Origin of the sequence: Methanolobus tindarius DSM 2278, assembly GCF_000504205.1 — an archaeon.
Lineage (GTDB): Archaea > Halobacteriota > Methanosarcinia > Methanosarcinales > Methanosarcinaceae > Methanolobus > Methanolobus tindarius.
The window spans coordinates 1,564,450-1,590,372 of sequence record NZ_AZAJ01000001.1; the positions used below are offsets into that span (position 1 = coordinate 1,564,450).

At 41.6% G+C, this 25,923-nt stretch carries 16 protein-coding genes and 3 pseudogenes; 15 read left to right on the forward strand and 4 right to left on the reverse strand.

The features are described from left to right. Positions 1-192: 192 nt before the first annotated feature. Positions 193-1,509 carry a cytochrome ubiquinol oxidase subunit I gene (locus METTI_RS07620; RefSeq protein ID WP_023845240.1) on the forward strand — a complete coding sequence of 439 codons (1,317 nt, stop codon included), beginning with the start codon at positions 193-195 and terminating at the stop codon, positions 1,507-1,509. A gap of 1 nt (position 1,510) precedes the next feature. Next, positions 1,511-2,554, forward strand: a complete 1,044-nt coding sequence (gene cydB, locus METTI_RS07625; protein WP_023845241.1) for a cytochrome d ubiquinol oxidase subunit II — start codon at positions 1,511-1,513, stop codon at positions 2,552-2,554. Between the two features lie 70 nt (positions 2,555-2,624). On the opposite strand, the gene METTI_RS07630 is transcribed toward cydB, so the two are convergent. After that, positions 2,625-4,553 (reverse strand): hydantoinase/oxoprolinase family protein, encoded by a 1,929-nt coding sequence (locus METTI_RS07630; protein ID WP_023845242.1) that lies wholly within the window; start codon positions 4,551-4,553, stop codon positions 2,625-2,627. Then, positions 4,554-6,506 carry a hydantoinase/oxoprolinase N-terminal domain-containing protein gene (locus METTI_RS07635; protein WP_023845243.1) on the reverse strand — a complete coding sequence of 651 codons (1,953 nt, stop codon included), beginning with the start codon at positions 6,504-6,506 and terminating at the stop codon, positions 4,554-4,556. 769 nt (positions 6,507-7,275) lie between these two features. Between METTI_RS07635 and METTI_RS07645 the strand changes: the two genes are divergently transcribed. Continuing rightward, positions 7,276-9,870 (forward strand): PAS domain-containing protein, encoded by a 2,595-nt coding sequence (locus METTI_RS07645; protein ID WP_023845244.1) that lies wholly within the window; start codon positions 7,276-7,278, stop codon positions 9,868-9,870. On the opposite strand, the gene METTI_RS07650 is transcribed toward METTI_RS07645, so the two are convergent. Beyond that, positions 9,867-11,801 carry a hydantoinase/oxoprolinase N-terminal domain-containing protein gene (locus METTI_RS07650; RefSeq protein ID WP_023845245.1) on the reverse strand — a complete coding sequence of 645 codons (1,935 nt, stop codon included), beginning with the start codon at positions 11,799-11,801 and terminating at the stop codon, positions 9,867-9,869. The genes METTI_RS07645 and METTI_RS07650 overlap by 4 nt on opposite strands. Positions 11,802-12,429: 628 nt before the next feature. Between METTI_RS07650 and mttB the strand changes: the two are divergent. From mttB to METTI_RS07710, 10 genes and pseudogenes are all read left to right on the forward strand, one after another. After that, a pseudogene (gene mttB / locus METTI_RS07655) lies at positions 12,430-13,920 on the forward strand ([trimethylamine--corrinoid protein] Co-methyltransferase). Between the two features lie 17 nt (positions 13,921-13,937). Beyond that, entirely contained in the window at positions 13,938-14,585 is a 648-nt protein-coding gene (locus tag METTI_RS07665) for a cobalamin B12-binding domain-containing protein (RefSeq protein WP_023845247.1), read from the forward strand. A 261-nt stretch (positions 14,586-14,846) separates the two neighbouring features. Then, positions 14,847-15,893: a DMT family transporter gene (locus METTI_RS07670; RefSeq protein ID WP_023845248.1), complete on the forward strand. Its 1,047-nt coding sequence runs from the start codon at positions 14,847-14,849 to the stop codon at positions 15,891-15,893. Position 15,894: 1 nt separating this feature from the next. Continuing rightward, entirely contained in the window at positions 15,895-16,185 is a 291-nt protein-coding gene (locus METTI_RS07675) for a hypothetical protein (protein WP_023845249.1), read from the forward strand. A gap of 13 nt (positions 16,186-16,198) precedes the next feature. Continuing rightward, positions 16,199-16,348 carry a hypothetical protein gene (locus METTI_RS15950; protein WP_023845250.1) on the forward strand — a complete coding sequence of 50 codons (150 nt, stop codon included), beginning with the start codon at positions 16,199-16,201 and terminating at the stop codon, positions 16,346-16,348. A gap of 333 nt (positions 16,349-16,681) precedes the next feature. Continuing rightward, positions 16,682-17,326, forward strand: coding sequence for a dimethylamine corrinoid protein MtbC (gene mtbC, locus METTI_RS07680; RefSeq protein WP_023845251.1), 645 nt, complete (start codon positions 16,682-16,684; stop codon positions 17,324-17,326). Between the two features lie 13 nt (positions 17,327-17,339). Beyond that, positions 17,340-18,743, forward strand: a pseudogene (mtbB, locus tag METTI_RS07685) ([dimethylamine--corrinoid protein] Co-methyltransferase). Positions 18,744-18,851: 108 nt separating this feature from the next. After that, a complete protein-coding gene (locus tag METTI_RS07695) occupies positions 18,852-19,508 on the forward strand; it encodes a methyltransferase cognate corrinoid protein (protein WP_023845253.1) in 657 nt (218 codons plus the stop codon). 13 nt (positions 19,509-19,521) lie between these two features. Further along, positions 19,522-20,898: pseudogene (locus tag METTI_RS15770) on the forward strand (monomethylamine:corrinoid methyltransferase). Between the two features lie 191 nt (positions 20,899-21,089). Continuing rightward, positions 21,090-21,704 carry a hypothetical protein gene (locus METTI_RS07710; RefSeq protein ID WP_023845255.1) on the forward strand — a complete coding sequence of 205 codons (615 nt, stop codon included), beginning with the start codon at positions 21,090-21,092 and terminating at the stop codon, positions 21,702-21,704. A gap of 9 nt (positions 21,705-21,713) precedes the next feature. On the opposite strand, the gene METTI_RS07715 is transcribed toward METTI_RS07710, so the two are convergent. Then, positions 21,714-23,087, reverse strand: coding sequence for a monomethylamine:corrinoid methyltransferase (locus METTI_RS07715; protein ID WP_023845256.1), 1,374 nt, complete (start codon positions 23,085-23,087; stop codon positions 21,714-21,716). A gap of 627 nt (positions 23,088-23,714) precedes the next feature. On the opposite strand from METTI_RS07715, the gene mtbA reads away from it, so the two are divergent. Both mtbA and twy1 read left to right on the forward strand, forming a co-directional pair. Beyond that, positions 23,715-24,734, forward strand: coding sequence for a methylcobamide:CoM methyltransferase MtbA (gene mtbA / locus METTI_RS07720; protein WP_023845257.1), 1,020 nt, complete (start codon positions 23,715-23,717; stop codon positions 24,732-24,734). A gap of 177 nt (positions 24,735-24,911) precedes the next feature. After that, a complete protein-coding gene (gene twy1 / locus METTI_RS07725; RefSeq protein ID WP_023845258.1) occupies positions 24,912-25,874 on the forward strand; it encodes a 4-demethylwyosine synthase TYW1 in 963 nt (320 codons plus the stop codon). Positions 25,875-25,923 lie beyond the last annotated feature (49 nt).

Below are 25,923 nucleotides of genomic sequence, written 5' to 3' on the forward strand. Positions count from 1 at the left end.
AAGGTTTATAAACTTCTATTCAAATGTAGTATTAGTTCTTACTTGATGATTGTTCCTACATGATAATAATTATTATCTAAGATAAAACATCATCAATGAGTTGTCATCATTATGCAAGTAATTGCGAATTCCGGTTGTTCCCGGAATTGACAAAAGCAAACAAAATAAAAGTAATACAAAGGGGACTAAAGAATGTTAGATTTGCTATATTTAAGCCGTCTGCAGTTTGCAATAACTGTAGCATTCCACTTCCTGTTCGTTCCACTTACACTGGGACTTGCATTGTTAGTGGCTTATATGGAAACAGTCTATTACAAGACCAAGGATGAAACCTGGCGTAAAATGGCTGATTTCTGGGGAAGGATATTCAAAATAAACTTTGCAATAGGCCTTGTTACGGGTCTTGCAATGACATTCCAGTTCGGTACTAATTGGGGTCCATATTCAGAATTTATGGGTGACGTATTCGGATCACCACTGGCCGTAGAAGCACTAATGGCTTTCTTCCTTGAAGGAACTTTCTTTGGTGCATGGATCTTCCTTGACCGCAACAGACAGAAGCTCAAGGCTTTCTCCATGTGGATGGTTGCTCTTGGAACAAACATCTCTGCACTGTGGATCATCACAGCCAACGGTTTCATGCAGAACCCGGTAGGATACGAGCTGCTACCTGACGGAAGCAAGGTCATAATGACTGATTTTCTTGCGCTTGTAACTAATAGTTATGTATGGTACATGCTGGTTCACACACTTCTTTCAGCTTACCTGCTAACAGCTTTCGTAATTCTTGGAATATGTGCCTATCAGTTCCTTAAGAGAAATGACAGCGAAGTATTCAGAAAGTCATTCAGGATGGCAATTGTCATTGCACTCGCAACATCAATATTGCTTCCTGTTCTCGGACATGGTTATGCGCAATATGTTACAGAGATCCAGCCGGCAAAGGGCGCTGCAATGGATGCAATCTGGGAAACCGGTTCATCGGTTCCGATGTATCTCATACAGGTTCCGGATTCAAGTACAGGTTCTAACAGCGTAGAACTACTTGGAATCCCGGGTCTTGCCAGCTTCCTGTATACCGGAAGTTTCAGTGGTACGATCACCGGCCTGAACCAGATGCCAGCCGATGAGATTCCACCTGTTGGAATGGTATTCTGGAACTTCAAGCTCATGACAGTCTTAGGTTTCGTTTTCATAGCAGAGGCACTCGCAGGTCTATATCTTCAGAAGACCGGAAAGCTGTACAGGTCTGATCTGTATCTCAAGTTGATGCAGTGGTCCATTCCGCTTCCATTCATTGCCATAATAGCCGGATGGAATGTTGCAGAAATTGGAAGGCAGCCATGGATAGTTTACGGACTGCTTAAGACACCTGATGGAATCTCAATGGTTCCAACATCAGAAGTCATGTTGAGTGTTATACTTATAACCGGATTCTATGCGATCCTGTGGGTCTTTGAGTATTACCTGATCAAGAAGACTGTTGTCAATGCAATAGGAGCTGAGTAAAATGCTGGAATTCTTAACACATGATTTACTTGCTAATATCTGGTTCTTCCTCTGGTGCGTAATTTGGGGAATCTACTTCATAGTAGATTCATTCTCACTTGGAGCAGGTCTTATCACACCATTCATTGCATCAGATAAGACACAGAGAATTCAGATCCAGAAGTCAGTAGGTCCTTTCTGGGGTGGAAATGAAGTCTGGCTCATACTGGCTGCAGGTGGAACATTTGCCGCTTTTCCACTGGTATTCTCAAAGATGTTCACATTCCTCTATCTTCCAATGATGCTCCTTCTTATTGGACTTATAATGAGAGGAATCTCAGTTGAGTATCTCCACAAGGATGAAAGTCCCAAGATACAGAACATTCTCATGTGGGGATGGTTTACAGGAAGCCTTGTAATCTCACTTGTACTCGGAGTCGCATTTGCAAACTTCTTCAAGGGACTAGCAATCGCTGACGGATGGGTTTACCAGGGTACGCTTCTTGGACTTTTCAGTCCTTATGCATTGATTGGAGGAATACTCTTTGTGCTTATCAGTGCAACATCAGGTGCCCTGTGGATCAAGATTAAGACAGAAGGTCCAATTGCTACAAAGGCAGAAGATTTCGCAAATAAGAGCAGTATAGCAGTACTTGTACTCACCCTTGTGTACCTGGTATATTCCTTTGCAGGAATTGCAAATTTCACAGTTAATTACGCTGCAACACCTGTATTCTATGTGCTGCCGGCAATTGCAGTTCTGACTGCTATCCTTGCAGTTGTTTTTGCAATGAAGGGAAAGGCCTTCCTTGCTTTCTGCTGCAATCTTGGAGTAATACTCTTTATTGTACAAAGCGGTCTTGCAAGTATATATCCGTACATGCTCAAGTCATCCATTGCGCTTGAATATGGTATTGATATATATCAGGGAGCTTCAAGCCAGCTTACTCTGACAGTAATGCTTCTGGGAGCACTTGTGTTTGTGCCACTGGTTATCATTTACCAGCTATGGGCTTACACATTGTTCAAGGAAAAAATAAGAGAAACAGAAACGGTTGATTACTAACCGTTTCAACATTTTGTTTTTTGTATCATTTCAATTTATTTAAATTTTAAACATATACCTGACTTTCATTTCAGTTTTCTTTTTCAGGAATTCCGGTACCAAGGAAAATAAGTTTAGTTTCTATCGGAGTACCATCATCACCATCAGTCATTGTGATATCTTCTCTTTGGATGTCAATATTCACATTTTCAGGTTTCAGGTCAGATTCCTGCATGTATTCAAGTATCAGTTTTTTCCCGTGCTCGTTTGCATATTCCAGAGCATCTGAATAAGTTGGGAACTCCTTTCTTTCCACTGGAGAAAACACCAGAATGCTTCTTTCAGTCTTCTTGTAAAATGATTTTACAAGTATCTCAATGCTTTTTACTCCTTTACCCACAAGAGCCCCGACAGCATTTCCAACATCGGCATGTTCAGGAACTACAATATCGGCAATAATAAGCCTGTTAAGTTCTTCAACATAGCAACTGACAGGTCCACCAAGAAGCACCACCGGAACATTCACTTTAAACTGTGAGAGGAAATCCCCGCGTATCATTTTTTCTATCTCAGGCTTTGAAATTCCTTTATACATAAAGCTCATGAGATCAAGTGCCATATTGATTGCGACTTCCTTTTTAATATGCATACAAAGTTCGGTCTCATCCATTGGTGTGAGCCTTGCAAGGATCTTTGCTCCGGTATGTGAGGCTTCAGTGTCCCATTTTGTGTATTCTCCAAGCACATGTAGGGCATCTGTCGGAGTAAAACCGATTGCCTGGACAAGTCTTTTTTGTATCAGTGAATCAACACTATCCGGAGATATTGGTTTTCCGATCTTCCAGAATATATCGTTCAGTGAGACAGGTTCAAACTGAATTATTTCCATGAGTTCTTTTTCAAATGGACTAAGGTTTGTGGCGTCTTTTCCCGTCCTGACGAAAAACTTAGTTGGTTGCACATTTTCTGCAAGATGCACCCTTGAAGGTGTCCTGCCAGATTTTAACTGCTCCATGAAACCGGGATATTTAATAGCAGCAAGGCAGAGTGGAACAACCCTGCGTGGTCCGATATTGACATTGCGGTTTTTGATCCATACATGACTGTCACCGCCCATGGCAGATGTTTCCATACGTATGGCCTTCACTTTTGTATGCCATCCTCCGACCACGGCTCCTGTGTCCACAAGTTCCGGGAAACCACTGTAATTCAGTGAAACATCGGTACTTGTTCCTCCGACATCGATAACTGCACAAGTATCATTTCCTGAAAGGAAGGAAGCACCCATAAGACTTGCAGCAGGTCCTGAAAATATAGACTCGATAGGTTTTTCCATGGCCTCGTGTATGCCTATTACAGAGCCGTCACATTTCAGCATCATGAGTTTTGCATCTATGCCACGTTTTTTAATATCGGTTAGAATTGCGTGGATGAATTGGTCTGCAATCGGAAGTAGTTGTGCGTTAAGATAAGCTGTAACACCTCTTTCATATGCTCCAAGATCCTGTGACAGTTCGTGTCCACAAACAATTGGAAGTCCGGTTAGCTCTGAAAGCATATCCCTCACTTTTATTTCATGATCAGGATTACGGATACTGAAATATGAGGAGACAGCAAAAGCGGAAACCCTTTCTTTGACTTTAAGAGCATATTCCCTTATGGCTTCCATATCAAGAATATCGTCTTCAAGCCCGGCTACGTTGTGTCCACCTTTTACTACAATGAAATCGGCTATTGGTGTATTTGCAGGGAGTGTGTGTTTTCCTATGAGTATAAGAGCAACCGGGTAGCCGGTTTTTTCAAGTATGGTGTTGGTTGCAAGGGTTGTTGAAACTGAAACAAGTTTGACATCAGACAGATACTTGCCGTCAAGTCCATCGATTGCATTCTCTATTCCTGTTAAAAGGTCAGGATATGTCGTAAGGGCTTTATTGGAATCAATAACCTTTCTGTCAGAATCCCTTACAATTACTGCATCGGTGTACGTCCCACCGGCATCTATTCCAAGACTGTACTGCATTTATTCTACCTCCATTTTCCTTCCTTTTCCGGCTTCTCCAATACCTGAAAAGGCGAGTCGTGTTTCTACAGGAAGCCCTCCTTCGTGTGTAATAATATCACTTCGATGCATATCGATGCTAACATCAGCAGTGTTCAGGCCGGCATCACTCATGTAGTTCATTATGAGCTTGCTGCCAATTTCTTCACCGAATTCCAGAGCTTCGTGATATGATGCGAATTCCTCCCTGCCTCCCGGGAAGAATACAACAAAAGATGATGTTTTGAGATTGTATTTTGATTCCGTGTAGCTGGCTTTTATCAGAACCTCAAGTTTCTTTGCACCTTTTCCTGCAACTGCACCAACGGCGTTTCCGACGCTGCAGTATTCGGGAAGGATAATCTGTGCATCTATGAAATCTGCAAGTCCCTTCTCATAAGCTTTTACAGGTCCGCCAAGAAGAACCACGGGGAGATAGACTTTGAATCCGGCAAAGAACTTTCCCCTGAGCACTTTTTCTATCTCTTCCCTGCTTACACCTTCAAGCAGGAATGAAATAAGGTTCTGTGCCATGTTTATGGCAACATCTTCCTTTATTCGGAGACAAAACTCCTCTTCATCGGTTCCTGAAAGGGCAGCCAGAATACCGGCTCCCAGAACTGAAGCTTCCTTGTTCCACTGGGTGTATTCCCCAAGAACATGGAGAGCGTCTGTGGGTGTAAATCCAATTGTTTTTATGAGCCTTTTCTGTATGAGCAGGTCAAGTGTAGCTGGGCTCGGAAGCCTGTTCTCATTCCAGTAAATCTCACTGACAGTAAGTGGTTTGTCTCCTATTCTTGAAAGTAAGTCATCTTCTGCAGAACTGATGTCCGGTAATTCCAGTCCTGATCTGATAAAGAATTTTGTTGGTTGCAGGTTCTCACCTATTTGATTGCGGAGAATAACCTGATTTTGTTTGAGCTTTTCAATTATTTCGGGGTGTTCACTGGCAGCAAGACAAAGTGGAATTACCCTTCTTGGTCCAATATTTGTCACATGGTTTCTGACCCATACATGACTGTCTCCTCCCATTGCGGATGTTTCCATTCTTATGGCTTTGACCTTTGTCTGCCATCCACCTACCAGAGCACCGGAATCACTGAGTTCGGGAATACCGTTGTGTATAACTGAAACATCGGTACTGGTTCCTCCAACATCGATGACAACACAGTCCTCAGTTCCTGAAAGATATGATGCTCCAACTAAACTTGCAGCAGGTCCTGAGAATACAGATTCTATCGGTTTTTTCGGGGCTTCAGAGATACCTACAACTGAACCGTCACATTTGAGCATCATGAGTTTTGCGTCAATATTTCTTCTTTCTATTTCAGAACTGACAGCTTTCATAAAATGACTTGATATTGGTATGAGTCTGGCGTTCAGGTATGCAGTGATACCTCTTTCATATGCACCAAGATCCTGTGAAAGTTCATGTCCGCAAACAACCGGAAGTCCGCTGAGTTCAGTGATAAGTTCTTTTATTTTTAATTCGTGATCCGGGTTCCGTACACTGAAATAGGATGAAACTGCAAATGCAGAGACTTTATCTTTTACTCTGAGTACAAATTCCCTTACAGATTCCAGGTCAACAGGACAAACTTCGTTCCCTGCACTGTTATGTCCTCCTTTTACAAGGCTGAAATGTTCGATTTTTGATCTGTTGGGTACATCCGCATCATTTGCAAGAATAAGAGCTACAGGGTAGCCTGTTTTTTCAAGTACACTATTGGTTGCAAGGGTTGTAGAAACAGATACATAACCGACCTTTTCAAGGTGATGCTGATCAAGCCCGTCCAGAGTATTCCTGATGCCTTTTAAAAGGTCAGGATATGTAGTCAATGACTTGTTTGAATCTATTATGCTGCCATCAGAGTCCCTGATCAGGACAGCGTCAGTATAGGTGCCTCCGGCATCTATTCCTAGGCTGTAATCCATCAAAGTACCTCCTAGGTACTGTCAGAGCTCAATTTTTTTTTTTCAAAAAGAATATTCTGGTTTTGGAAAGGAAAGACAGATAAAATCAATCTTCCACTAATCATTCTTTTAAGCATATTTCTACCTCAAAAATAAAAATAATAGGAAATTCCTGCCCCTTTATAGTTTTAGTGGAGTTAAAACCCAGGAGCAAATGAAGGAGGTAGAATTTCCAAAGGATTTGTAGACCCAATTACTAATCAAGGTGACTTGTAAAATCCCAAACACTACTATGAACAATCTAGTATTTATATTTTATGATACCTCTCTCCTTAATTTCACTGTAAAATACAGTAATATCACGCTAATGCTAGTGTTTTTGGTATTTTTTCTTCAAAACCTATTTGAAATCCTTATGCACAAGATATTTATATTGATTCTTTTTCTCGTTTTTACGTTGGGAGAAATTACATATTATTAAAGTTTTACTTACCTCTCTAAACTCTCTTTCTTCGTCCAGAAAACGATAGTTTAAAACTATCTATATATATTTTGTGCAGGGTCATTTTTTTATTGTTGTTTGCTCATATTCTATTACTAGCATTTTAAAGAGCATGCAAGGGCATGCATATATATTGTTGCATAAAATTTATATATGATTACCGGAAGACTCCAATCGTTAATAATATATACTGAAATGCTACTTCCAGTGTCAAAGTAAAAAAACACATTTAAATTTGAGACTCATGTAAGTTTTGAGCTTCTATCCACCGTAGCAGCATGAAAATGAATGAATGCAATTTTGGGCGTGGTATACATATCAGATACAAAAATTTCCGAAAACAGTAGTGTTCAGAAAGGAAATGTTCCTGACACTGTTTTAGTCGACAAAAAACTCGAAGCAGTTTACAACAGCAGTCCAGTCATCTCTTTTATTTGGAAAGCTGAAGGTAACTGGCCTGTTGAATATGTTTCCGGGAATATTACTCAGCTTGGATACTCGCCAGATGAATTCCTTTCAGGAAAGCTGGCATATGGGGATATTGTTTTCCCTGATGATCTTGACAGGATTCTTCTTGAAGTCAAAAAACATTCTGAGAAAAAGAACACATCCTATTTCTCTCTGAATTATCGAATTCTGACCAGTTCTGACGAAGTACGTTGGGTTACTGAAAGATCTTTTATCAAAAGGGATGAAAATGGGAACATTACTCATTTTCAGGGGATTATTATAGATAATACTGAACTGGAAAAAACGGAAAGGGAGCTACTGGAAACCGGTAAAAAATACAAGATAATATTTGAGAGGTCTCCGGTAGGGATTCTTTATTTTGATGAAAATGGAATAATCACTCACTGTAACAAAAGTTGTTCCAGCATAATTGGTGCTCCGGTAAAGAAAATAGTCGGTTTCAGCGTTCTTTCCTCTCTTAAAGATGAAAGGCTTAAAAATGCAGTGGATGTTGTTTTCCTTGGGAATCCGGGTTTTTATGAAGGTACATTTGTCTCCAGTATAAGTGGAAAACAAATAGCATTAAAAGCCAGTTTTACTCCTGTAATGGATGATGATGGTTCTTTACTTGGTGGTATCGGAATACTTGAAGATATATCAGTCAGTAAAGATGCAAAAGAAAAACTGGCTCTCAACGAGATGCGACTTGAAGCCCTGCTGAAATTGTACCAGATGCAGGATTTTCCGATGAGTGAAATTGCAGAATACGCAATTCAGAAAGCTGCCGAACTAACCACCAGCACTACAGGTTATTTGGAATTCCTGAATGAAGATGAGAACGTTCTGGAAACATATCACTGGCCCGTGGATGTTGAACCAGGTCTGTCAGGTAGTGAAGAGCCCTTTGTGCATCCTCTCAAATTAACCGGTTTCTGGGGAGAGGCCATACGTGAAAGAAAACCCGTAATAGTCAATACTCCATATGCTTCGGATAATCTTGATGAGATCTACCCCGGCAAAAAAGAACGCATGCTAAATCATATAACAGTCCCCGTATTTGATAATGAGCAGATAGTAGCAGTTGCAAGCGTTGCTAATAAGTCAAAGAACTATGACGAGTCCGATGTACGCCAACTGACACTTCTTATGGAAGGTATGTGGAAACTTGTCCAGTACAAGAACACAAACGAAGTTTTGTATGAAGCTCTAAGGATGCGCAGGATGCTTGAATCTATCATGAGTTCAAGTCCTGCTATTGTTTTCCTATGGAAACCTGAACAGGACTGGCCTGTTGAATTTGTTTCTGAAAATATTAAGCAGTTTGGCTACAATGTGAATGATTTCATCTCAGGAAAAATAATTTATGGTGACATAATTCATCCATCTGATCTCCATAGGGTAAGGAGTGAAGTTGAAAGAGCATCAAGGGAAGGTTTCTCTGATTTTAGTCAGGAATACAGGATACTTACAAAATCCGGAGATGTAAGGTGGGTAGATGAAAGGACACTGCTACACTATAATGAAAGAGGTATGGTGGATTATCTTCAGGGTATAATTGTTGATATAACTGAACGCAAGCAGGCTAATAATTTCCTGCGTATTGAGTGTGATCTTGATAATGTGCTTGGTGAAACAGGAGGACTTGAAGAAACCTTTGAGAAATTGCTTGATTTTACCCTTGAAGCTAAGGCTATTGATTCCGGTATAATGTATGTTGTGGACGAGCTGACAGGAGGATTTGAAGCCATTTCCTATCGTGGCCTGTCCGAAAATTTTGTCTCTTCATTGGCTAATTTCGGTCCGAACACACTTATGGCACGTCTTTTTACAACAGGTTTCCCCGTGTATAAGTATTTCTCAGAGATCAATATGATGATGCCTGCTGTAAATCTTGATTTTGAAGGCTTACAGGCAATGGCCTTTATACCTGTAAAATTCAATGAAAAGCTGGTGGCTGCTATTGTGCTTGGTTCTCATACAGAGCTGGAGATTCCTGCAAACTCAAGGAACCTAGTAGAAACCATAGCCAATCAAGTTGGTATCATCATATCCAGGATGAAAAAAGATTCCGGTGTCCAGAAAAGTAAGAACAATATGAATTCTCTGCTTGATGCACTTGATGAGGTTGTTTTTATAATGGATATGGAAGGCAAGATTCTTCATATTAATAAAACTCTTATTGAAATTCTTAACTATTCATCAAGGGACCTTGAAATGAAGGATTTCCTGATGCTATATCCGCAAGACTGGGAAGACGATGTTCTGTCCACACTGGACGAGATTATGGCAGGAAAACTTTCTACTTGTGATATTCCACTTGTAAGCAAAGAAGGTATTCTTGTGCCTGTGAAGTCAAAATTTACAATTGGTGACTGGGGCGGACAGGATGTTCTTATATCCATATCTTCCCCGATAAAAGAGCCTGGAACTTAACAGTATTCCAGGCTGTCGTCTCTGTTTCCTACTCCAAGGACTACAAGTTTAGTTTCCATGGGAGTTTTCCAGCCCACAGGGATGACTTCTTCTTTTTTAATATCTATCTTTATGTGGCTAGGGTCAAGTCCTGCTTCTTTCATATAGCTGAGCACGGTGGTTTCACCAAGGTTTACAGCATAGTCCAGAGCTTCCTGATATTCATAGAAGTTGTTCTTTCCATGTTCTGAGAAAACAAGGAATTCCCAATCAGGAGCAGCCATGGATGCAGGTCTTATAAGTACTTCAAATCTGCGTATGCCTTTTGCAGCCAGCGCCCCGGCAGCATTTCCAACACTTGAATATTCAGGAAGGATTATTCTGGCATCCAGTATTTCCTGCATTTCTTTTACGAATGCGGATACAGGTCCTCCTATTAATACTATAGGTACCTCTATCTTAAACTTTGCAGGTGACTGGATATCGAACATTTTTCTTATCTCAGATTTTTCAACTCCGTCAAAGAAGAATGATACAAGGTCACATGCCATGTTCTTTGAAAATTCTTTTTTGATATGTTGGGCAAATTCATGCCTGTTCATTCCTACAAGGGAACCAAGCATGTCCGCACCCACATTTGCAGCTTCAACATTCCTTTCAGTGTATTCACCGAGTACGTGAAGGGCATCTGTAAGTGTGAAACCAATTGGTTGCAACAATCTTTTTTGTATGAGGCTGTCAAATACCTTGCTTGCAGGGAATTTTTTTATGCGGTTAAAGATTTCTGTTGTGGATGTTGGTTCCTTTTTAACAGCTTCAAGAACTTCCTGTTCCTCCTGACTTGCTTCCAATGCTTCATAATCTGTCCTTAGATAGAATTTAGTTGGCTGGTAATTCACTCCAATTTTCAGTTTTGATGGCATTGGATTTGCTCTGAGTTGTTCAAGGAAATCCGGGTAAAGTACAGCAGCCCTGCAGAGGGGAATAACTCTTCTTGGGCCTATATTGATATTTGCTCCTTTTACCCATACATGACTATCGCCTCCCATAGCTGATGTTTCCATTTTAATGGCTTTAACTCTCGTTTTCCATCCGCCTACAACTGCGCCTGCATCGCTCATTTCAGGAACACCTTTATAGATTACAGATATATCCGTGCTGGTTCCTCCTACATCTATTACGGCACATGTTTCTTCATTTGCGAGGAATGAGGCACCTACAAGACTCCCCGCAGGTCCTGAGAATATAGATTCTATAGGTTTTTTAAGAGCACTCTGTATTCCAATTACTGAACCATCACATTTGAGCATGAATACTTTTGCATCAATTCCTCTGGATTTAATTTCAGCTTCTACTGTCGTCATAAATCTTTCAGTTACAGGTATTAATTGTGCGTTCAAAAATGCTGTAACAGCTCTTTCAAATGCACCGAGATCCTGAGAAAGTTCATAACTGCAGACGACTGGAAGGCCGGTGTGTTCCATAATAATATCTTTTGCGCGGAGTTCATGTTCATGATTTCTTACACTAAAATAAGATGAGATTGCAAAGGCTGAAACTTTGTCTTTGACACTAAGGGCAAATTCCCTGATTGCTTCTTCCTCAAGAGTATCGGTTTCTATACCGTTGTGGTCGTGCCCTCCTTTTACTTTTATGAAATGTTTTGTAGGGAGTTCCTGCTTGATATCATAATTTCCTATGAGTATCAGGGCTACCGGTGAACCCGTTCCTTCAAGTATACTGTTTGTGGAAAGTGTTGTGGATACTGACACTACTTTTACATCTCTGAGACATTCGGGATCCAATCCATCTATGGCTTTTGTTATCCCTTCCAGAGGGTCTGGATAACTTGTCAGTGCTTTGTTTGACTGGATTATTGTGTTATCATCATCTTTCAAAAGAACCGCATCAGTATACGTCCCTCCTGCATCAATACCTAGGCTATAACTCATTTATGTGAACTCCATTATTTTTGTCTGTTTAATTGCCTGAATGTTCCAAAATTATGGTATATATATTTTTTGTAAAACCTTTCACACTGTTAACTCAAAAAACATACTCAACAGGCTTTTTTTCAAAAATTACTTTTTTGTCTTCTAATGGCAGGTAGAAACAATTATATGGTATAATTGTGGTAGATTTTTTAATATGTGAATTGGTAACTAAGAGTCGTGACAGTCTCTGCGGGTTTGAATATACTAATTTTCGACTAGAATATGATAAAATATCTTTTTAGACGATGTATTTATATATGAGTTTTTGGCACTCTATTTGAGTAAAGTATAAATATTAGTTCTTACTAAGAAATAATTAGTAATCTTGGGCTTCTTCCTATAAAAATAAGTAAATGCAATCTATGTCTGTGTTTTTGTTTTTTTGTCATCTTTTGTATTGCGTTATCTTTATATATGGCATTCAAAACCGCTCAAATAGGAAAATATATATAGTAGATTAGTAGGGAATCTTTATATACTTGAATATGATACCTATTTGTGAGGAATAACAATGCTCTAAGCATGTTTCACTCCTTCGGAATATTTTACATGTATTCCGATTAAAATTTAAATTGGAGGTTAAGAAATGGTAAAACAATATTACCCAGGTAGAAGTCCATTAGAAGGCGTAACTCTGGAACTTTTTTCTGAAGATGATCTCAGATCCCTTCACTATGCTACAATGGATGTCTTCATTAACACTGGTATTCAGGTATCAGATGCTGAAGCAAGAGCTATCTTTAAAGAAGGTGGCTGTTTAGTCGACGAAAAAACACATATCGTCAAGATTCCTGAGTTTGTAGTAAACAGAGCACTTCGTGACTGCCCATCCAAGTTCGTCCTTTGGGGACGTGACAAGCAGCACAACGTCAAGCAGGAGCACAAAGGAAAGGTACACTGGACCTGTTTCGGTACCGGTGTCAAGATGTGCAACTACCAGGCACCTGGTAAGTACGTGACTGTTGACTCAACAGACAAGGATCTTGCAGACACAGCAAAACTCTGTGACTGGGCAGAGAATATCAACTACTTCTCACTTTCAGTTTCCGCAAGGGACTGGGCAGGAAAGGGTGCACAGGATGTCCACGAGACACTGACACCATTGATGAACACAACAAAACACTTCCACCACATTGATCCTGTGGGCGAGAACGTTGAGTACTACCAGCAGCTTGCTACTGCATACTATGGCGGAGATGACGAGGAAGCACGCAAGAAGCCTATCTTCTCAACATTGCTCTGTCCAACAAGCCCACTGGAGCTTGGTGACAATGCATGTCAGGTTATCATAAAGGGTGCAAGATTCGGTACACCAGTTAACGTACTCAGTATGGCAATGGCTGGCGGTTCATCACCAGTACACCTTGCAGGTACACTCGTAACACACAACGCTGAGGTACTTTCCGGTATCGTACTCGCACAGCTTGTCAAGCCAGGTGCACCAGTATGGTATGGTAGTTCTACCACAACATTCGACCTGAAGAAGGGTACTGCTCCTGTGGGTTCCCCTGAACTTGGTCTTATCAGTGCAGCTGTAGCAAAACTCGGTCAGTACTATGGTCTTCCTACATTTGTAGCAGGATCGTAGGCAGATGCCAAGATACCTGATGGCCAGGCTGGCCATGAGAAAACAATGACTACTCTTTTCCCCGCATTGTCTGGTGCAAACACCCTTTACGGTGCAGGTATGCTTGAGCTCGGTATGACATTCTCACTTGAACAGCTTGTTCTTGACAATGACATGATCTCCATGACAAAGAAGGCAATGCAGGGAATCCCTGTAACAGAGGAGACCATGGCAGTTGAATCCATCGACCAGGTTGGTATTGGAAACAACTTCCTTGCACACAAGACAACAAGACAGAACATCAACCTCCCATCCAGCCCAATGCTCATTGACAGGCTTATGTTCGGAGACTGGGAAATGGCAGGTTCAAAGGACATCGCTACAGTGGCTCATGAAAAAGTCGTTGACATCATGAAGAACCACGAAGTTGAGCCAATAGACGCAGATCTGCTCAAGGATATGCAGGCAGTCGTTGAGAAGGCTGACAAGGCATTCAGGGACAGCAGATAAACAAGGAGGTTTAAAAAATGGCAACAAAAGAAGAGATTATTGCAAAAGCAAAAGCAGCAATTTTAGACTTTGATGAGGATGCAGCAGCAGAAGCAGCTCAGGAAGGTCTTGACGCAGATGTAGATCCTGTTGACCTTATTCAGGATGGATTCACTGCAGCTATGAATGAAGTTGGTGACCAGTTTGAAGCAGGTACAGTATTCCTTCCACACGTCATTGCAGCATCAGAAGCAATGAGCGCAGGAGTAGCAATACTTACACCAGCTCTTGAAGCAAAAGGTTCAGAAACAGCAAGTAAGGGTACAATAGTTATCGGTACAATTGAGGGAGATATTCACTCAATCGGTAAGGACATTGTAGCAACAATGCTCAAGATCGCTGGTTTCAAGGTTGTAGACCTTGGAAGAGATGTAGCTATCGGTAAGTATGTCGAGGCTGTAAAAGCAAACAAGGCTGATGTAGTAGCTTCATCTGCTCTTATGACCACCACAATGGTCAGCCAGATCCAGGTCGAAGAACAGCTCAAGGAAGCAGGAGTTCGCGATTCCGTTAAGACAATGGTCGGTGGAGCACCTGTAACCCAGGACTGGGCAACAAAGATCGGCGCAGACATCTACGGAGAAAACGCAACAGACGTTGTAACAAAACTGAATGCACTCTTCTGAGAGGGCAAATTAAGTTGAGAGGATGTTTAGGCATCCTCACAACCGGAAGACAATAATTTCGTATTTATTGTTTCCTGGTAATTGGTGCTAGGGGGAATAGGAGTATTCCTTCGTAGTGCCCTCAAGAAAAAATGATTGCTTTCAACTTGATCGGCGTTGTAGCTTTCTATTTTTTTGAGTATTCTTTTCCGGTACAACCGGAATCAAATGGTCAGAAATGGCCGCTATGTTCATGAAGGTTTGAAATTGGAGGTATTGACTATGGATTTAAAAGCTTTAAAAAAGCAAGAACACCAGAAGAGGGTCAAGTATGGTTACATGTGGGCTCTCTTCTGTGCAGTTCTCTGGGGTATGTGGTATATTCCCGGTACTACTGTATGGGTACTTAACCCATTCGATGAAATGTATGGTGAAATCGCTGCAGGAAGCGGCGATGGTATGGCACTTGTAATCGTGGCTGTATTGATCACAGCATTTAATGCATTAACAGTTATTCTGGCTCTTACCGTCTGGAATGGCGTTCTAGGTAAGTTCGGTGAAATGAAGAGGACAGTGAAGGAATTCCATCCTTGTTCAAAATGGTTCTTCCTGGCATCTATTTTTGGTGGTCCAATGGCCATTCTTGGTTCTTTTATCGCAATGGGATTTGTTGGCGGTGCTTTTGCAGCGGTTGCAGCTCTTATGTATCCTGTTGTAGGTTCTATCCTTGCTCAGAAGTGGTATGGTGAAAAGATCTCAAAGAGGGCTTATCTTGGTATTGCTTTCATTATTGCAGGTGGTATCACCATATTCGGTGGTGGACTACTTACTGAGCTTGGAAGCGGAAACGTTGCCTGGATTGGTTATCTCGGTGGCCTTATGGCAGCAGCCGGATGGGGTATTGAAGGTGCTATAGCAGGTAAAGGTCTTGATATCGCAGAACCTGATGTTGGTCTGACACTGAGATTCCTCGGTGAAAACATCATCTGGTGGATTATCATTGTCCCAATACTGGCTATTGTTGGTTTCCCAATGTTTAAGTATGCACTTATGGCATTTGAACCACTCACACTTCTGGTACTTGTCTTTGCAGGAATTACATTTGGTTTCTGTTACGTTACATGGTACAAGTCTTTCCCACTTATTGGTGTTGGAAGGGGTCAGGGTATCGGTAACCTGTACGGTCTGTTCGCTGTAATATTCATCTTCCTTTTCTTCGGAGATGTCCCTTCATGGACTATCCTTCTGGGAGGTGCACTCTGTCTTGGAGGTAGCTCAATCATGTTCTCTGAAGACACCGGTGAAATGGAATCTCTGAGAGGTGACTAAAATGGCAGGACGACGTCCTATTAAATTCAGGATACTTGAGCTTTGTAACGGCGGCAAATGGAACTATGAAATTGTCCAGCAAATACAGAAAGAGTATGGGTTGAAAGGCAATTTCCAGAGGGATTCCATAAACTTCGATATCATTGAACTCGCATCAGGCGGAATGCTGAAAGATGTAGAGGTTAAGGTTGACGAAGAAGGAATCTACAAGAAAGGTTTCCTCTTGCACAAGTACGAACTGACAGACTTTGGAAAAATAAGGGCTGCAGATGCCTGTTTAATGTATGTATAAGGAGTGATTCAAAATGGTACAGACACAAGCTGCAATGGAAGCTTATAATGCTTACTGGGTGAATTCACCCCTGCCCGCTGCTGATGTTCTGTGGATGGTTGCCATCCTCATAGTAGCATTAGTAGCACTCTGGCAAGCAAGAACATTTGTTTCCCAATTCTGAGGAGATGCTAAAAAAGAATCTTTAAGATTCGTTGAGTAGATGGACACAGTGAAGTTGCAGGATTCTTATCCCATGGTCATTCCTGTGACGAAACTGTGTCTATTCATATTTATTTAGTCAACTGCCTCGGAGGTTACGTAAGTCAATATAATAGAAAAATATAAATACAAGATACTATCAAAATGCATGAGTAATATTTATATAGTGTACTTAAAGGTAACATATATATCTATCGTATGACTATGCAGATTAACCTCCGGGTTATACCCCCAACTTCAAACCAGAACATAATAAGAATCGTCTAAAATTATTAAAAATCAATGAGGTGTACAAATGAGCAATGAAGAAATGTTCAAAGAACTCGCAGATGCTGTCGTCACATGCAAGAAAGATGTTGTCACAGCAGCTGTAGAGAAGGCAAAGGGCGAGGGCATTCCTGCACCCGAGATCATCGAGAAGGGTCTTGCGTCCGGAATGAACGAAGTCGGTGTCCTTTTCGAAAGAGGAAAGTTATTCCTTCCTCACGTAATGATGGCTGCAGGCGCGATGGAAGAAGGTGTCAAGCTTCTTGAAGCAGACATGCCAAAGGACGCTGTCAGCAAGAAACTCGGTGTAATTGTCAACGGTACTGTCGAAGGTGACGTTCACGACATAGGAAAGGCAATTGTATCCACTATGCTTCAGTCAGCTGGCTTTGAAGTTCACGACATTGGAAGAGATGTTCCACTCCAGAATTTCATCGACAAGATAAAAGAGACAAATGCAGACATGGTAGGTCTTTCAGCACTTATGACCACCACTCTCCAGGGACAGAAAGATGTCATCGAGATGCTCAAAGAAAATGGTATGAGGGATGGCGTAAAGGTCATGGTCGGCGGTGCTCCTGCAACCCAGGCATGGGCTGACAAGATCGGTGCAGACTGCTATGCAGAAAATGCAAGTGAAGCTGTTGTAAAAGCTAAGGAACTTCTACTTTAATTGAGGTTTTATCATGACAACAGAATATAAATTGAGAATGGGAGACGGAAAGCGTATTTTCATGACAAAGGAGCAGATCGTCGCTGACCTTAAAGAAGGTATGGCAGATGCTGCAGACCTTGGAAGCATTCCAGATCTCAGTGCAGATGAGATAGATAAGCTCGTAGACATTATCACCATGCCTTCAAGGATGGTTGGTGTTGAGCAGGGAATGGAAGTTCCAGTAACCCACGATATCGGAACCATAAGAATTGATGGTGACCAGGGTAACAGTGGTGTAGGAATCCCATCCAGCAGACTTGTCGGTGCAATGATGCACGAGCGTGCATTTGGTGCTGACACAATGGAACTCGGTCACATTGACTACAGTTACAAGCCAGCAAAGCCTGTAATTGCACAGGAAATGCAGACAATGGAAATCTGCCAGCAGAACATGATCGTTCCTCTTCTGTACGGTGCAATGCCAAACATGGGTCTTTATTACACACCAGACGGTCCATTTGAGAACCCTGGAGATCTTATGAAAGCATTCAAGATCGAAGAAGCAAGACAATCCATGGAACACTCTGCAGAACACCTCACAAGGGATATTGTTTGGATCATGCAGAGGATGATGGCATCTGGTTCTGACGGTGTCAACTTCGATACTATCGGTGCTGCAGGTGACGGTGATATGTATGCATCACTTCATGCAATCGAAGCACTCAGAAAGCAGTTCCCTGATATCTACATTGAAGCAGGTATGGCAGGAGAACTTATGCTTGGAATGCACGGCGAGCTTGAGTACGATGGTACAACTCTTGCAGGTCTCTGGCCACATGAGCAGGCTCCACTTGTTGCAAAGGCAGGAGCAAACGTATTCGGTCCAGTAGTTAACACAAACACCAGTAAGAGTGCAGCATGGAACCTTGGAAGAGCTGTTACATTCATTAAAGCAGCTGTTGAAGCTTCAACACTACCATGCCATGTGAACATGGGAATGGGTGTTGGTGGTATTCCAATGCTTGAAACCCCTACAATTGATGCTGTATCAAGAGCCAGCAAGGCGATGGTTGAAATTGCTGGCGTGGATGGTATATAGATAGGGGTCGGCGACCCGATGGGTATGCCGATCTCCCACATAATGACCTCCGGTATGAGCGGAATAAGAGCAGCTGGTGACCTTGTTGCAAGAATGGAATTTGCAAAGGGAATGAGAATTGGAGAAGCAAAGGATTACGTTGCAAAGAAACTTGACGTAACCACAGATGACCTCAGTGACGAATATGTAATGAGAGAACTGAGAGAAGAACTTGGTATAGGTGTCATCACTTCAGTAGCAGGTGCTCCAAAGGGAATTGCAGCTAAGATGAACATCGAGAAACTTCTCGATCTTAAGATCAACAGCTGTGAGAAATTCAGAGGCCAGTTGAAGTAAATATCTCAGGTAATCAGTTTTGAGTTTCACTGTTAGTGAAACTCATTTCCTTTTTGATTACCTTTTTTTCATAAATAAAAAACGGAAATAGATTTTGGAGGCTAATATATGTCAAATCAGGAAATGTTAGACAAACTTAGGGACACAATTGTCACTCAGAATATTAATGGCTGTGCCGAAGCTACCCAGGAAGCCCTGGACTCCGGTATGACAGCAGTTGAGATCATCAACGATGGTCTTTCAGTAGGTATGAAGATCATCGGAGACAAATTCGAGGCGGCAGAAGTCTATCTCCCACAGATCATGATGTCTGCAAAGGCAATGAATGCGGCAATGGAGATCCTTGTGCCTATCCTTGCAGAAGAAAAAGGTGCAGATGATGAAGGAGTCGGTCTTGCTGTTACTTACGTGCAGGAAGGCGATATTCACGATATCGGCCACCGCCTTGTAACCACCATGCTTGAAGCAAATGGTTTCAGAATAATTGACATGGGCGTAGATGTACCAAACGACAACATTGTTGAAGAAATTGCAAAACACAAGGGCAAGAAAGTACTGCTCGTGGGTTCCGCACTTATGACAACCTCAATGCTCGGACAGAAGGACACTGTATCCATGCTTGCAGAAGAGGGTCTTAGAGATTCTGTCAAGATAATGTTCGGTGGAGCACCAGTATCTGACGCATGGATCGCAGAGATCGGAGCAGATGCAACAGCAGAAAATGCAGCAGATGCAGCTCGTGTAGCACTTGAGATCATGCAGTAAGGGGGCATAAAATATGACATTTTCAAGATCAATGGATTGTTTTGAGTTCTATGAGAGAGCAAAGAAGGGAGAGAAGATGACCCAGGATGACTGGGACCTCATGACAATCCCAATGAAGGCAATGGAGCTCAAACAGAAATACAACCTTGATTTCAAGAACGAGTTCGTTCCAACTGACAAGGACATGATGGAGAATCTCTTCAAAGCAGGTTTCGATATGCTTCTTGAGTGCGGTATCTTCTGTACCGACACAAGCCGTGTGGTAAAATACACTGAAGCTGAAATCCTTGACGCTCTTAATAATGTCCAGAAGGAATTCACACTCGGTACTGGCAGAGACGCTGTAAGGGTTCAGAAGAGAAGTGTTGGCGACAAGAGAAAGCCAATCGTACAGGGTGGTCCTACCGGTTCCCCTATTTCCGAGGACATGTTCATGCCAGTTCACATGAGCTACGCTCTTGAGAAAGAAGTCGACACAATTGTCAACGGTGTCATGATGACAGTCCGTGGCAAGCCACCAATTCCAAAGAGTCCGTATGAGGTTCTTGCAGCAAAGACCGAGACAAGGCTCATTAAGAATGCAGCCGCAATGGCCGGAAGGCCAGGCATGGGCATATAGGGACCAGAGACTTCCCTGTCCGCTCAGGGAAATATCGCTTCAGACTGCGTCGGTGGCCAGGTCTGTAGTGACAGTCACGAAGTATCACAGCTCAATGAGCTTAAGATAGACCTTGATGCTATCAGTGTAATGGCACACTATCAGGGTAACAGTGACATTATAATGGACGAACAGATGCCTATCTTTGGTGGCTATGCCGGTGGCATAGAAGAAACTGCTATCGTTGATATCGCAACTCACATCAACGCTTTTGTAATGAGCAATGCAAGCTGGCACCTTGACGGTCCAGTCCACATCCGCTGGGGATCCACAAACACCCGTGAGACTCTCATGATTGCAGGATGGACATGTGCAACTATCTCCGAGTTCACAGACATTATCTCCGGTAACCAGTACTATCCATGTGCAGGTCCATGTACAGAAATGTGTCTCCTTGAAGCATCCGCTCAGTCTATAACTGACACAGCATCAGGCCGTGAGATCCTCTCCGGTGTTGCAGCTGCAAAGGGTGTTGTCCAGGACAAGACCACAGGTATGGAAGCAAGGATGATGGGAGAAGTTGCAAGGGCAACCTCCGGAATGGATATTTCTGAGGTTAACAAGATCCTTGACGCTCTTGTCAGCTCATACGAAGGCAACTATGCAACTGCACCAGAGGGTAAGACTTTCCAGGAATGTTACGATGTTGCAACCGTAACACCAACCGACGAATACGTCAAGGTCTACGAAGGTGCACGCAAGAAGCTCGAAGAGTTCGGACTTTCATTCTGAAATCAATGAATCCCTGTGATAACGTAGTTTATCACTTCCCTAACGAGCCAGCGATTTATCACCGCTGGCTCACCTTTGTTTTTTGACATTTGTATTTTTTTGTTTATCTTTGATAATTTGATATTCATTAAGATATTTCTTAAATAAAAAAGACAATTATTTTAATAATTAAAAGGAGTATAGTAACCCTGATGAATTTCAGATTTAAAGATACTCTCACCGAAATACCCTGGGAAGCCTCAATTCTTTTCATTGGATGGATATGGTTAGGGTGGTCGGTTTTTGGAATGACTTTAGTTAATATGATTTACCCTAGCTTGTATATTTATCATTTTTTTGTGGCAGGCATTTACCTTTTACCTGTGGTCATCATTGGCTTTAAAATTTTAAATTACAGAAATGTCAGTGGAATACCTTTATTTTCAGCTTCAGGATTTATAGGATTATGGACTATTCTAATTCATTTGAAGATGAATCTGGGACTTAATATTGGTGTTTATACAGTAAGAAATATTGAGTTTTTCACAACACTGGTATTAGTGGTAATTTTACCTGTGAGTTTCTATATTTACGCCCGATCAATCGGATGTAAGAAAAATATAAAATTGCAGTTTTTTCCTGGCTTTGCAGCAACTGCATTATTAATTTTACTGGTTAGCAAATTATTAGATTTTTATTATCAAGCAACATTCTCGTTTTTTGGATATTATGCGTTGCTTTCCTCATTACTTTTTTATTTCCTGTTTTTTATCGGGCCTGTATTAGGTGGCGTGTACATAAAGGAGATAATGTCAAAAGAAAGTTGATTTTAAGATTCAAACAGGTTCTCCAGGCATATCACCCATTATCTCATAAGAGATCTTCCTGTAGAGCGCCAGATATTCCTCGGTGGGCTCCATATCGTATTCTGAGCGGATGTTGTAACATTTTTCGAAAGGTTTACCTTCTGGTGGATTATTCAGGCGGTTAGCATATTTGGAATAAATTTTCGATACCAGATTATTTGCTTCAGTAAGATTCAACTGCGTAGCAAGCTGCGCCATTTCTCCCATGAACCTCGATTCAAGCCCTGAGGAGTGATCAGGAGCACTTCCACGTCTTCCGCTTGGACCAAGCAGCATATTTCTTCCGCAAACGGTATCTCCGATTGCTTGGGCAGCAGTCTCGTAGAACATCATATCGGTGCAAATGCCTGCAGTATTCCAGTAGTAACGTGCAGTATAGTAGTTCATATTTCTGGAAATACCAAGTGATGCCAAATTGGATGCCCACATAATCTCCTTTGCAGATGATGAACCCGTGTTAGCGTGTACAGCACCGCATGCATGTATACTTGAATGGGCCAGAACCTTTGATTGTAGTGTCTCTGCAACATCCATAATCGCCAGTCCTTCAGGTGAACCTATACAAGGTCCTCCGAAAACAGGTACCTGTCCTGTTATATAGTGGTTACCATGCTCCTGGTGGTAGATACATTTTGAAAGGGTTTCGTAGTCTACCTTAAGATCGTCCATGTAGACTTCCTGAGGGTCACAGGTTGAATAAAGCTCATCTGATGAGACTAGCAGAGATGATGTTGTAAGCGTAGAGGTGCTTGGGCCCATAAGTGCCAGTCCTTCTCTGCCACCTATTTTTGTAGCCAGTCTCTCATTCCTGGAAGCCTTGAGGACTGCAAGCATTTCCAGAGGACTTCGGGGTTGTATGTATTCTCCTCCAAACTGGTTCATTGCTCCACTGTATATGCCTTGTACAACATTTTCCTGCACAGAACTCAGGTTGATATAGAGAAAATTCTGTTCAGAAACACTTCCACCTGTAGGCCCACCGATAATTACCGGTGGGAATGATATCATAGGGTACCGATGTGGTACAACCACTTTTTCTTTGAGCCGACCTATTTCAAGGGGATTAGTGGTGTTAAGTGCTTTAAGTATGTCCTCTTCATCGATGTTGATAACTCTTTGAGTGCTTCTGCAGAAAATTCCTACTGAGTGCAGAAGTTCAATGCCTGCTTCAAAAACAGCATCTCCCATTTCAAGGTCATCGGGTACAAAAACTTTAGGGTCATACTCTATTCCATATTTCAGAGCAAGTTCTTCTGATTTCTTGAACACCATGATGTCATGCTCTCTTTCTGTGCGTTTTTCCCCTCCAATAGCATATTTGAGGTACTTGTAGATGTTTTGCATGACTAATCTCCTTAAAATATAAGTTTTCAGTATAGGTCGTATTAGGTTTTTGTATTTATATTACAAATAGAATTGCTCCAATTACTTATATTTTTCTATATTTTACTGTTTTATTAATATGTTAAATTTATATACTGTCAATTGATGTTGATTTTTAATCAATAATTACTTTCACAAAACAAATAATAGTAATTCTTATATGTAACTAATATTGCAGCAGACAATGTTCTTGTATAACATGCAGTTCTATAAGGGTTACTTTTATGTGTGTTTTTTTGTCTTCAACTTGCCCGCTCAAAATAACTTGTATTTATATTTTTTTGTATATGGCGAATTGTGATAATTGTGATTCCTATTATCAAGAGTGTGAATTTGATATCAATATTTTTCTACTTTTTTATGTTTGCAAATTGATCTTCTATATGTGTAAATCAATATCAATCGGCTTATTTTATGTCCTTGTTTTATGTTGTGTTATAATATTTCGATATCCTTCATTATCTTCTATTTATCTCTTTCCCATCCTTCCTTCTAATCCCTTGTATATAACTTTGTCCATATTGAATAGTAAAATATATATGCTAGCGAGGAGAATTTGAAGATAATCACAATAAGGAGATTGAATTTATGGCAGAATACACCCCTAAAGAAAGATTAGCACGCGCATTAACAGGCCAGCCTGTAGACAGGATGCCTGCAGTCTCAGTAACCCAGACCGGAACAGTTGGGCAGATGGAAGCCTGTGGAGCTTTCTGGCCAGAAGCAAACTATGATGCTGAAAAGATGGCAACACTTGCCGAAGCAGGGCACACTGTAATTGGCTTTGAAGCAGTACGTGTTCCTTTCGACATCACTGCTGAAGCTGAATTCTTTGGCTGTGAGATCAAGGATGGTACACAGGAACAGCAGCCATCCGTAATTGGTCATGTCGTATCCAGCATGGAAGATATCGAAAATCTTAAAGGCTACGATCTTAGCAACGGCAGGATCAATGTTGTATGTGACGCAATTAAGATCCTTGCAGACAAGTATGGAGACGAACTCCCTATCATGGGCAGTATGATTGGTCCTTTCTCCCTTGCTCAGCACATCAATGGTGACGAATGGTTCATGGCTATCATGACAAATGAGGAATTCGGTCTTGCACTAATGGAGTTCACAACAGAATTTAATGTTGCTTATGCAAAGAAGATGGTTGAGAACGGTGCCGACACAATGGTAATCATTGATCCAACAGCAAGTGCTCAACTTATCGGTAATGAATTCTACGAGAAATTTGTGGTACCTTACCATAAGAAGATCTGCGATGCAATGCATGAACTCAATGTACCAGTAGTACTTCACGTATGTGGTGACACAACTCTTGGTCTCTCACTCATGGAAACCTGTGGTGTAGACGGTATAAGTGTTGACCAGAATGTGGACGCTGCAACAGCTGTAGGAAATGTAAAGAATGCAGTCATCGTCGGTAACCTTGATCCTGTAAACATGCTCTGGAACCAGACAACTGAGGCAATAAAGGAACAGTCACAGAAGGTACTGGATGCAGGAATCGGTCTGCTGGCACCTGGATGTGGTATTGTGAGCAAGACTCCTACCGAGAACCTCCAGGCAATGGTAGAGATGGCTAAAAGCCACAAATACTAGATGTACTAGATGTGTAATTTTTGTTGAAATGAGTTAACACCTTGTTTCCCCTCCGTAGCACCGGTCTGCTTTTATATTCTTAGGCCGGTGTCTGCTACCCTTTCCTTTCAGGTAATTCCTGATAATATTCTTCTTTTCCACAGATTTATATATGCTGAACTTCTACTAGACCCAGAGATGCCTCGCAAAAGAAAAAATAAAAATAAGGATTCCATTGATGACGAATCAGGAATCACAGATTTTAAGAGCCTGTTAAGAAAACAGGGCTATAGCCTTGCAGGCAAACATAGCGCTGTCAAGACTTGCATGTGGCTTCGCAGGTCTATGAAAGATGAAGGCGAATGCTACAAGTCCGTATTCTATGGAATCACATCTCACCGATGCCTTCAGATGACCCCTACTCTTATGTGTAACCAGAAGTGCCTGCACTGCTGGAGACCTACCGAAGTAGATGTACCCATGCCCGTTGGATGGGACTCTCCAGTGGAAATAGTGGGGTCTTCAATTGAGTCACAGAGAAAGCTCATATCTGGTTTTGGAGGTTCTGCACCCCTTGAACGCTGGAAAGAAGGCAACGATCCAAAGCATGTTGCTATTTCTCTCTCAGGAGAGCCTACTCTCTTCCCTCATCTTGACAAACTTATCGATGAGTTTAAAGCGCAGGATTTTACCACTTTTGTTGTGAGCAACGGTACTGTTCCTGAAATGATGGCAAAGATAAATCCTGCTCAGTTATATATGAGTCTGGATGCTCCTGACAGGGAAACCTACGAAAAGGTTTGCCTTCCGAAATCTCCTGTACTCTGGGACAATATTCTCAAATCCCTGGAAATACTTAAGAGTAAGGAAACAAGAACAGTTATCCGCATTACACTTATAAAAGGCGTCAATATGTTTGATTCGGAAGGTTATGCTAAACTCATAAAAATAGCAGAACCTGATTACATCGAGGTCAAAGCCTATATGCATCTTGGTTTTTCACGTAAGAGACTTCCACGTGAAGCAATGCCTCAACATGATGAAGTAATTGATTTTTCAGAAAAACTGGCACAGCATCTTGGTTACAAAGTAGCCGATGACGTTGAGGTCAGCAGAGTAGTTTTATTGTCAAAAGACGGGTCAGTTACCCATCTTCTTTGACAAATTCTTTTTTTCAGAATGGAGTCCATGACCATGTTTAATACATTAT

Bases quoted from the DNA above. Each gene is read 5' to 3' on its own strand.
- METTI_RS07715 (WP_023845256.1), bottom strand. From the start codon at position 23,087: ATGCAAAACATCTACAAGTACCTCAAATATGCTATTGGAGGGGAAAAA.
- METTI_RS07645 (WP_023845244.1), top strand. From the start codon at position 7,276: ATGAATGCAATTTTGGGCGTGGTATACATATCAGATACAAAAATTTCC.
- mtbC (WP_023845251.1), top strand. From the start codon at position 16,682: ATGAGCAATGAAGAAATGTTCAAAGAACTCGCAGATGCTGTCGTCACA.
- METTI_RS07710 (WP_023845255.1), top strand. From the start codon at position 21,090: ATGAATTTCAGATTTAAAGATACTCTCACCGAAATACCCTGGGAAGCC.
- METTI_RS07695 (WP_023845253.1), top strand. From the start codon at position 18,852: ATGTCAAATCAGGAAATGTTAGACAAACTTAGGGACACAATTGTCACT.
- twy1 (WP_023845258.1), top strand. From the start codon at position 24,912: ATGCCTCGCAAAAGAAAAAATAAAAATAAGGATTCCATTGATGACGAA.
- cydB (WP_023845241.1), top strand. From the start codon at position 1,511: ATGCTGGAATTCTTAACACATGATTTACTTGCTAATATCTGGTTCTTC.
- METTI_RS07635 (WP_023845243.1), bottom strand. From the start codon at position 6,506: ATGGATTACAGCCTAGGAATAGATGCCGGAGGCACCTATACTGACGCT.
- METTI_RS07670 (WP_023845248.1), top strand. From the start codon at position 14,847: ATGGATTTAAAAGCTTTAAAAAAGCAAGAACACCAGAAGAGGGTCAAG.
- METTI_RS07630 (WP_023845242.1), bottom strand. From the start codon at position 4,553: ATGCAGTACAGTCTTGGAATAGATGCCGGTGGGACGTACACCGATGCA.
- METTI_RS07675 (WP_023845249.1), top strand. From the start codon at position 15,895: ATGGCAGGACGACGTCCTATTAAATTCAGGATACTTGAGCTTTGTAAC.
- METTI_RS07620 (WP_023845240.1), top strand. From the start codon at position 193: ATGTTAGATTTGCTATATTTAAGCCGTCTGCAGTTTGCAATAACTGTA.
- METTI_RS15950 (WP_023845250.1), top strand. From the start codon at position 16,199: ATGGTACAGACACAAGCTGCAATGGAAGCTTATAATGCTTACTGGGTG.
- mtbA (WP_023845257.1), top strand. From the start codon at position 23,715: ATGGCAGAATACACCCCTAAAGAAAGATTAGCACGCGCATTAACAGGC.
- METTI_RS07650 (WP_023845245.1), bottom strand. From the start codon at position 11,801: ATGAGTTATAGCCTAGGTATTGATGCAGGAGGGACGTATACTGATGCG.
- METTI_RS07665 (WP_023845247.1), top strand. From the start codon at position 13,938: ATGGCAACAAAAGAAGAGATTATTGCAAAAGCAAAAGCAGCAATTTTA.